Genomic DNA, 8,441 nt, shown 5'->3' with positions numbered 1-8,441 from the left:
GGATGTGTTGTGCTCCTTAGAAAGGAGGTGATCCAGCCGCACCTTCCGGTACGGCTACCTTGTTACGACTTCGTCCCAATCGCCAGTCCCACCTTCGACCACTCCCTCCCCTTACGGGGTTGGGCCATGGGCTTCGGGTGTTACCGACTTTCATGACGTGACGGGCGGTGTGTACAAGGCCCGGGAACGTATTCACCGCAGCGTTGCTGATCTGCGATTACTAGCGACTCCGACTTCACGCAGTCGAGTTGCAGACTGCGATCCGAACTGAGACCGGCTTTAAGGGATTCGCTCCACCTCGCGGTATCGCAGCCCTCTGTACCAGCCATTGTAGCATGTGTGAAGCCCTGGACATAAGGGGCATGATGACTTGACGTCATCCCCACCTTCCTCCGAGTTGACCCCGGCAGTCTCCCACGAGTCCCCGCCATAACGCGCTGGCAACGTAGGATAAGGGTTGCGCTCGTTGCGGGACTTAACCCAACATCTCACGACACGAGCTGACGACAGCCATGCACCACCTGTACACCAACCACAAGGGAAGCCCCATCTCTGGGGATGTCTGGCGCATGTCAAGCCCAGGTAAGGTTCTTCGCGTTGCATCGAATTAATCCACATGCTCCGCCGCTTGTGCGGGCCCCCGTCAATTCCTTTGAGTTTTAGCCTTGCGGCCGTACTCCCCAGGCGGGGCGCTTAATGCGTTAGCTACGGCACGGACAACGTGGATGTCGCCCACACCTAGCGCCCAACGTTTACAGCGTGGACTACCAGGGTATCTAATCCTGTTCGCTCCCCACGCTTTCGCTCCTCAGCGTCAGTATCGGCCCAGAGACCCGCCTTCGCCACCGGTGTTCCTCCTGATATCTGCGCATTTCACCGCTACACCAGGAATTCCAGTCTCCCCTACCGAACTCAAGTCTGCCCGTATCGACCGCACGCTCCACGTTAAGCGTGGAGATTTCACGGCCGACGCGACAAACCGCCTACGAGCTCTTTACGCCCAATAAATCCGGACAACGCTCGCACCCTACGTATTACCGCGGCTGCTGGCACGTAGTTAGCCGGTGCTTCTTATCCAGGTACCGTCACTTGCGCTTCGTCCCTGGCGAAAGAGGTTTACAACCCGAAGGCCGTCATCCCTCACGCGGCGTCGCTGCATCAGGCTTTCGCCCATTGTGCAATATTCCCCACTGCTGCCTCCCGTAGGAGTCTGGGCCGTGTCTCAGTCCCAGTGTGGCCGGTCACCCTCTCAGGCCGGCTACCCGTCGTCGCCTTGGTAGGCCATTACCCCACCAACAAGCTGATAGGCCGCGGGTTCATCCTGCACCGCCAGAACTTTCAACAACCCCCCATGCGAGAAGTTGTGATATCCGGTATTAGACCTCGTTTCCAAGGCTTATCCCAGAGTGCAGGGCAGATTACCCACGTGTTACTCACCCGTTCGCCACTCATCCCCACCGAAGTGGTTCAGCGTTCGACTTGCATGTGTTAAGCACGCCGCCAGCGTTCGTCCTGAGCCAGGATCAAACTCTCCAACAATGAACAGTTTAATCGAGGCAATTTAATGCTCTCAAAGGAACCTCATACGAGGTTCAATACATAAGCTCTACTGGCTTAGTTCACTAGCACACTGTTGAGTTCTCAAGCAACACACCCCGAGTCCGCCGCGATCAAGCAGCTCGCTCGAAGCGGGTCATTTCTAGCAGTTTTTGGTGGGACACCCACTCAATCGCGATCCGCGAGAGCTTGGTTCGTGTCCCGGTGGCCACCCGGTTTCCCTGGCGACTTGGAGAACTTTACATGCCCCGGAAGGGCCCGAAACAGGGGGGCCCCTTAACAAGATCAGCGCAGGTCAGGCCCCATGACGAAGCCCGTCTGCGGGCCAGTCTGCCCCGAACCGGCGCCGAGCGCCACCGAAAGGCCTCCGAAAAACATTGCTCCGACTACATTGCACCGTATTGCTCCGGCCGAGAGCTCCGCTTAGCGTCGGCGGCATGAACCTCGCGTACGACGACCTCGGGCCCGGGACCGGCCGGCCCGTCCTGCTCGTCCACGGCCACCCCTTCGACCGCTCGATGTGGCGGCCCCAGGCCGAACACCTCGCCAAGAACGGGTACCGGGTCATCACCCCCGACCTCCGCGGCTACGGCGAGTCCCCTACCGAAGACACGAAGACGGGCCTCGACGTCTTCGCCGGAGACCTGGTCGCCCTGGCCGACCACCTCGGGCTGGACCGGTTCGTCCTCGGCGGCCTCTCCATGGGCGGCCAGATCGTCATGCAGCTGGCGACGGACCACCCCGGCCGCGTCGAAGCGCTCCTGCTCGCCGACACCTTCGCCGGCCTCGACACCCCGCAGGCCAAACAGGCCCGCTACGACACCGCGGACCGGATCACCGAGGAAGGCATGGAGCAGTACGCCGAGGAGCTCCTCCCCAAGATGATCTCGAAGCAGACCCGCGCGAGCAGGCCGGACGTCGAGGCGCACGTCCGCCGGATGATGCGCAACGCCCCCGCCGAGGGAGCCGCGGCCGCGCTCCGGGGACGCGCCGAGCGCCCCGACTACACGAACAGCCTGAAGCGCATCGACGTCCCGACCCTGGTCATGGTGGGCAGTGAGGACGAGTTCACCCCGGTCGGCGACGCCGAGCTCATCCACCGGGAAATCGCAACTTCGACCCTGGTGGTGATCGACGGCGCGGGCCACCTGCCTAACCTGGAACGCGAGACCGAGTTCGACGAGGCCCTCAGCACCTTCCTGACCAGCAGCGGAGCCACCCCATGACCCAGCAGACCGTGTTCGTGACCGGCGCGAGCGCCGGCTTCGGTGCCGCCATCGCGCGCCGGTTCGCCGCCGAGGGCGCCCGGGTGATCGCCGTCGCCCGCAGTGAGGACAAGCTCGCGAAGCTGGCCGGCGAGCTCGGCGACGCCGTCCTGCCGGTGACCCTCGACGTCAGCGACCCCGAAGCGGTCCGGACCACCATCGAGAACCTCCCGGCCGAGTGGAGCCAGGTGGACGTCCTGGTCAACAACGCCGGCCTGGCCAAGGGCCTCGAGCCCGCCCACCAGGCCCACCTGCAGGACTGGGACGAGATGATCGCGACCAACGTCCGCGGCCTCGTGCACGTCACCCGCGCGCTGCTCCCGGGCATGGTGGAGCGTGGCCGCGGCCACGTGATCAACCTCGGCTCGATCGCCGGCACCTACCCCTACCCCGGTGGCAACGTCTACGGCGCGACCAAGGCGTTCGTCCACCAGTTCAGCCTCAACCTGCGCAGCGACCTGCACGGCACCGGCGTCCGCGTGACGAACGTCGAGCCCGGCATGGTCGGCGGCACGGAATTCTCGAAGGTCCGCTTCGACGGTGACCAGGCCAAGGCCGACAAGGTCTACGAAGGCACCACGCCGCTGACCGCCGGGGACATCGCCGAGTCCGTCCACTGGGCCGCGAGCCAGCCGAAGCACGTGAACATCAACGTCATCGAGCTGATGCCGGTGGTCCAGAGCTTCTCGGCGCTGCAGATCTACCGGGAAAGCTGAAACAGGTCGGACAACGCCTGCTGATCCGGCTCGAGCGAGGTCAGCAGGCGTTTCGCCCGCGGCCGCCCGCCGGTCGAGGGGTAGCGCAGCACCAGCTCGCCGATGCCCGCGAGCTGGTCCAGCAGCTCCCGCACCGACAGGTTCATCCCGGCCCGGTCGGCCTCGCGCCGCATCAGGTGGGTCACCGTCGCGGCGAGCACCGAGACCAGGCCGTGCGCCGCGATCCGCTGCCGCGTCCACTCCCAGCGCGGGGTCGGGCCGGTGACGGCGGGCCCGGTCAGCCAGCGGAACGTCGATTCGAGGTGGGTGCGGGCCCGGTAGGCGGTCACCACCTCGGCGACCGGCCAGTCCCGGTCGGTGACCAGCACCTGCTTGCCGAAGAACTCCTCGTCCAGCCGGGCCAGGGCGACGGCGTCGATCCGCCGTTCCACCCGGATCTCCCCGGGCCGGTTCCCGCTCAGGACCGCGGTGACCACGCGCTCGATGCGCCGGCCGCGCGTCACCCGGCCGATCTCGGCGTGGACCTGGGCGCGGTCGCCGCGGTGGGTGCCCGCGGCCAGCGCCTCGGCCAGGCCGTCCAGCTCGCGGGTCGCGGTGGCCAGCTCGTCGGCGAACGCGCGCGACTGCGCCGCGTGCAGCGTCGCCGAGTGGGTCAGGATCACCCGGCGCCGGACGCCGTCGACGACCGCGTGCGTGTCCAGCGCCGTGAGCCCGGCGAACCGCTCCGGGTCGACGCGCTTGCGCGCGGACGCGGGCTGGGTCAGCAGCTCCGGGTGGTCGGTCAGCGGCAGCGACCCGACGAACCCGCTGCGTGAGCCGAGATCCAGCTGGGCCGCCTGACCGGCGTGGAAGACGAGCGTCGCCGGGCCCAGGCCCGCCATGACCGAGGCGAACGTCGGCGCCGCGCCGTCGTCCCGCCGGTACAGCCGCGACGCCAGCGGGATCGCGCCGTCCCGCGTCACCCGCAGGCCCGCGCCGGCGAGCACGCCCCGGCAGGCCGACGGCAGCGTGCAGTCGGCCGCGGCGAAGGCGGCGAACTGCGGGACGTCGACGGCGAGCGCCGCGTGGTCGTCGAGCACCCCCAGCACGGCGGCGGAGACGGCCGTCTCGATGCCGGCGATGCGCTCCGGCGTCAGGCGTTCCAGGGCCCGCCACAGGCCATCCACTGCGGACAGCCGGGGCCGGACCAGGTCGGCCGCCGCGCTCGACTCCCACCACGACCCGATCGGCGTCTCCGGCGCGGTCGCGCGGTGCAGCACCGCGACGGCGAGCGTCCGGCCCAGCGAAGGCTTCGCGCGCACGACCTCGTCGACGCGGGCGACGAAGTCCAGCCGGGTCAGCGTCGCCCACACCGCGGCGACGTCGCCGTAGGTCCGGTACGACGCCGAGTCCGGCTCGCCGCCCGGGACGGCGCGGGCGATCTCGTCGGCCGTGCCGAGGTAACGCTGAGTCACCACCCGCGGCTTGCCGTCCACCCGGGCCGACTCCGCGAGGTAGTAGTACGTCCGTCCGCCGATCTTCTTGCCGACCACCGATGCCACCCTTTAGGTAATACACGCCGCCGCGCTGATCGACAACCACGTGAACCCGCTGACCTGCGACGACGATCACGTCCGCGTACGACGTCAGCCGGGTGCGGAACACACCCTGGCTGGTCCCGCGAGGACGGTCCTAGCGTGGGCGGAATGGGACCCGAACCCGACGCCACCGCCCCGACCGCCTCCGCGATGCGCCGCGCGCTCGCCCGGGCGCGTGACGGGAAGACACTGGACGTCACCGAAGCGGCCGTCCTGCTGCACGCTCGCGGCGACGACCTCACCACGCTTTCCGAGTACGCCTCCCGCATCCGGGACGCGGGCCTGGCCGAGGCCGGACGCGCCGGGATCATCACCTACAGCCGCAAGGTGTTCATCCCGCTGACCCGCCTGTGCCGCGACCGCTGCGGCTACTGCACGTTCGTCACCGTCCCGGGCCGGCTCGAGTCGCCGTTCCTGTCCCCGGACGAGGTCCTCGACATCGCCCGCAAGGGTGCCGAAATGGGCTGCAAGGAGGCCCTGTTCACGCTCGGCGACCGGCCCGAGGACCGCTGGAAGGCCGCCCGCGACTGGCTGGACGCGCACGGCTACGACGACACGCTCTCCTACGTCCGGGCCATGGCGATCCGGGTCCTCGAGGAGACCGGCCTGCTGCCGCACCTCAACCCCGGCGTGCTGACCTGGCCGGACTTCCAGCGGCTCAAGCCGGTCGCGCCGTCGATGGGCATGATGCTGGAGACCACCGCGACCCGGCTGTGGAGCGAGAAGGGCGGCCCGCACTACGGCTCGCCCGACAAGGATCCGGCGGTCCGGCTGCGGGTCCTCGAAGACGCCGGACGCAGCTCGGTCCCGTTCACCACCGGGGTGCTGATCGGCATCGGCGAGACGTTCGAGGAGCGGGCGGACGCGCTGTTCGAGATCCGCAAGGTCGCCAAGACCTACGGCGGCATCCAGGAAGTCATCGTGCAGAACTTCCGGGCCAAGCCGGACACGAAGATGCGCGCGACCCCGGACGCCGACCTCGAAGAGCTGGCCGCGAACATCGCGGTCGCGCGGCTGGTGCTCGGGCCGAAGATGCGCATCCAGGCGCCGCCGAACCTGATCGGCAACCAGTACGACCTGATGATCCGCGCCGGCATCGACGACTGGGGCGGCGTCTCGCCGCTGACCCCGGACCACGTCAACCCGGAACGCGCGTGGCCGCAGATCGACGAGCTCGCCCGCCGCACCGAGAAGGCCGGGTTCGACCTCAAGGAACGGCTCACCATCTACCCGGAGTACGTCAAGGCCGGCGAGCCGTGGCTGGACCCGCGGATCACCCGGCACGTCGCCGCGCTCGTCGACTACGACACCGGGCTGGCCCGCGAAGGCGCGATGCCGGTGGGCATCCCGTGGCAGGAGCCGGACGGCGGCTGGCAGGAGTCGGGCCGCACCGACCTGCACACCGGGATCGACACCAGCGGCCGCACCGAGGACCGCCGCAGCGACTTCGACTCCGTCTACGGGGACTGGAAGGAGATCGGCGACCGGATCAAGACCGGGCCGGCCAAGTTCGACACGGACGTCCTGGAAGCGTTGCGCAGTGCGGAAAAGGACCCGGCCGGCCTTTCCGACGACGCCGCGCTCGCGCTGCTGCACGCCGACGGCAAGGAACTCGACGCGTTCACCCGGATCGCCGACGACCTGCGCCGCGAGACGGTCGGCGACGACATCACCTTCGTCGTCACGCGGAACATCAACTTCACCAACGTCTGCTACACGGGTTGCCGCTTCTGCGCCTTCGCCCAGCGTCGCACCGACGCCGACGCGTACACGCTCTCGCTGGAGCAGGTCGGCGACCGCGTCGACGAGGCGTGGGCCGCGGGCGCGACCGAGATCTGCATGCAGGGCGGCATCCACCCGGACCTGCCGGGCACCGCGTATTTCGACCTCGCGGCCGAGGTCAAGCGCCGTCAGCCGGAGATCCACCTGCACTCCTACAGCCCGATGGAGGTCGTGAACGGCGCTTCGCGGACGAACCTGTCCCTGCGCGACTGGCTGATCGCGGCGAAGGAGTCCGGCGTGGACTCGCTGCCGGGCACGGCCGCGGAGATCCTTGACGACGACGTCCGCTGGGTGCTCACCAAGGGCAAGCTGCCGACGTCGGAGTGGATCAAGGTGGTCACCACCGCGCACGAGGTCGGCCTGCCGACGACGTCCACGATGATGTACGGCCACGTCGACACGCCCGCGCACTGGGTCGCGCACCTCAAGCTGCTGGCGCGGCTGCAGCGCGAAGGGCTCGAGAAGCACGGCAAGCGCGGGTTCAGCGAGTTCGTGCTGCTGCCGTTCATCCACCAGAGCGCGCCGATCTACCTGGCCGGCCTGGCCCGCCCGGGCACGACGCTGCGCGAGAACCGCGCGGTGCACGCGCTGGCCCGGGTGCTGCTGCACGGCATGATCGACAACATCCAGAGCTCGTGGGTGAAGCTCGGCGAAGAGGGCAGCCGCGCGGTGCTGCAGGGCGGCGTCAACGACATCGGCGGGACGCTGATGGAGGAGACGATCAGCCGGATGGCGGGCGCCTCCAACGGGTCCTACAAGACGATCAGCGACATGCGCGCGATGGTCGAACCGCTGGGCCGCCCGCTGGTCCAGCGCACGACGGGCTACGGACGGCCGCCGGCCGAGCGGCTCGCCGCGGCGGAGGCGTCGGACGGCGTCGCGACCGCCGTGCGCAAGCCGCTGCTGCCACTGCTCACACCGTAAATAGTGGTTCGGGGGTCCGGGTGGCGGAGCCCCGGTTGACACAGTGAGGCGGGCGCCTTTCGGGGCGCCCGCTACCCTTGCGCCGCATGGGGGTTTTCCGCTTCGCACCAGTTCTCCTCGTCGCGCTTCTCGCGGGCTGCAGCACTCCGCCGCCACCACCCGCGCCGACGCCCACGACCACCCCGAGCCCGACGTACGGGCCGCCGCTGCCGACCGGCCTGTCGCTTTCGGTCGGTCAGGTCGAGGCCGGGCTGGGTCACCGGGCGAGCGTGCTGACGCTGACCAACCGGGACACCGCACCACGGAAGGTCACCGGCTACCCGGACCTGAAGATCCTCGCGGGCGACGGCTCGTCCCTCGACGTGAAGGTCGAGCACGGCACGTCGTACTTCGCCCGGGACCTGGGTCCGCAGGACCTGACCGTCCAACCCGGAGAGAAAGTCGTGGCCGTGCTGGCGTGGTCGGCCACGGTGACGAGCGGCGACCAGCGCACCGGCGCGGCTGTCTCGGTGGTCCCCGTCCCCGGCGAGCCGGAGCAGAAGCAGCCCCTCGACACGGATCTGGGCACTACCGACACCGTCACGGTCAGCTCGTGGGCCACCGAGGTCGGCGCCTGACGA

The 8,441-nt window shown here is 68.6% G+C and carries 5 protein-coding genes and 1 rRNA gene; 4 read left to right on the top strand and 2 right to left on the bottom strand.

Going from position 1 to position 8,441, the window contains the following annotated elements:
* Nucleotides 1-20: 20 nt before the first annotated feature.
* Nucleotides 21-1,539 (bottom strand): 16S ribosomal RNA (locus C2L59_RS25995).
* A gap of 455 nt (nt 1,540-1,994) precedes the next feature.
* Here C2L59_RS25995 and C2L59_RS25990 point away from each other — a divergent pair.
* On the top strand, nt 1,995-2,783 hold the full coding sequence (locus tag C2L59_RS25990; protein ID WP_103352121.1) for an alpha/beta fold hydrolase: 789 nt from the start codon (nt 1,995-1,997) through the stop codon (nt 2,781-2,783).
* On the top strand, nt 2,780-3,538 hold the full coding sequence (locus C2L59_RS25985; protein ID WP_103352120.1) for an SDR family oxidoreductase: 759 nt from the start codon (nt 2,780-2,782) through the stop codon (nt 3,536-3,538). The genes C2L59_RS25990 and C2L59_RS25985 overlap by 4 nt, the downstream gene beginning before the upstream one ends.
* On the opposite strand, the gene C2L59_RS25980 is transcribed toward C2L59_RS25985, so the two are convergent.
* Entirely contained in the window at nt 3,523-5,070 is a 1,548-nt protein-coding gene (locus tag C2L59_RS25980) for a transposase (RefSeq protein ID WP_103352119.1), read from the bottom strand. The two genes, C2L59_RS25985 and C2L59_RS25980, sit on opposite strands and share 16 nt — an antisense overlap.
* Nucleotides 5,071-5,223: 153 nt before the next feature.
* Here C2L59_RS25980 and C2L59_RS25975 point away from each other — a divergent pair, with 153 nt between their 5' ends.
* Together C2L59_RS25975 and C2L59_RS25970 are read left to right on the top strand one after the other, a co-directional pair.
* Nucleotides 5,224-7,821: a bifunctional FO biosynthesis protein CofGH gene (locus tag C2L59_RS25975; protein ID WP_199199253.1), complete on the top strand. Its 2,598-nt coding sequence runs from the start codon at nt 5,224-5,226 to the stop codon at nt 7,819-7,821.
* Nucleotides 7,822-7,907: 86 nt separating this feature from the next.
* Nucleotides 7,908-8,438 (top strand): DUF4232 domain-containing protein, encoded by a 531-nt coding sequence (locus tag C2L59_RS25970; RefSeq protein ID WP_103352132.1) that lies wholly within the window; start codon nt 7,908-7,910, stop codon nt 8,436-8,438.
* The last annotated feature ends 3 nt before the right edge of the window (nt 8,439-8,441 follow it).

The organism is Amycolatopsis sp. CA-128772, assembly GCF_002904295.1.
In the GTDB taxonomy this organism is placed as follows: domain Bacteria; phylum Actinomycetota; class Actinomycetes; order Mycobacteriales; family Pseudonocardiaceae; genus Amycolatopsis.
This window is presented reverse-complemented; position numbering and strand designations above follow the sequence as displayed.

Excerpts from the sequence above, each read along its gene's own strand:
- C2L59_RS25990 (WP_103352121.1), top strand. The coding sequence starts at position 1,995 with ATGAACCTCGCGTACGACGACCTCGGGCCCGGGACCGGCCGGCCCGTC.
- C2L59_RS25985 (WP_103352120.1), top strand. The coding sequence starts at position 2,780 with ATGACCCAGCAGACCGTGTTCGTGACCGGCGCGAGCGCCGGCTTCGGT.
- C2L59_RS25975 (WP_199199253.1), top strand. The coding sequence starts at position 5,224 with ATGGGACCCGAACCCGACGCCACCGCCCCGACCGCCTCCGCGATGCGC.
- C2L59_RS25970 (WP_103352132.1), top strand. The coding sequence starts at position 7,908 with ATGGGGGTTTTCCGCTTCGCACCAGTTCTCCTCGTCGCGCTTCTCGCG.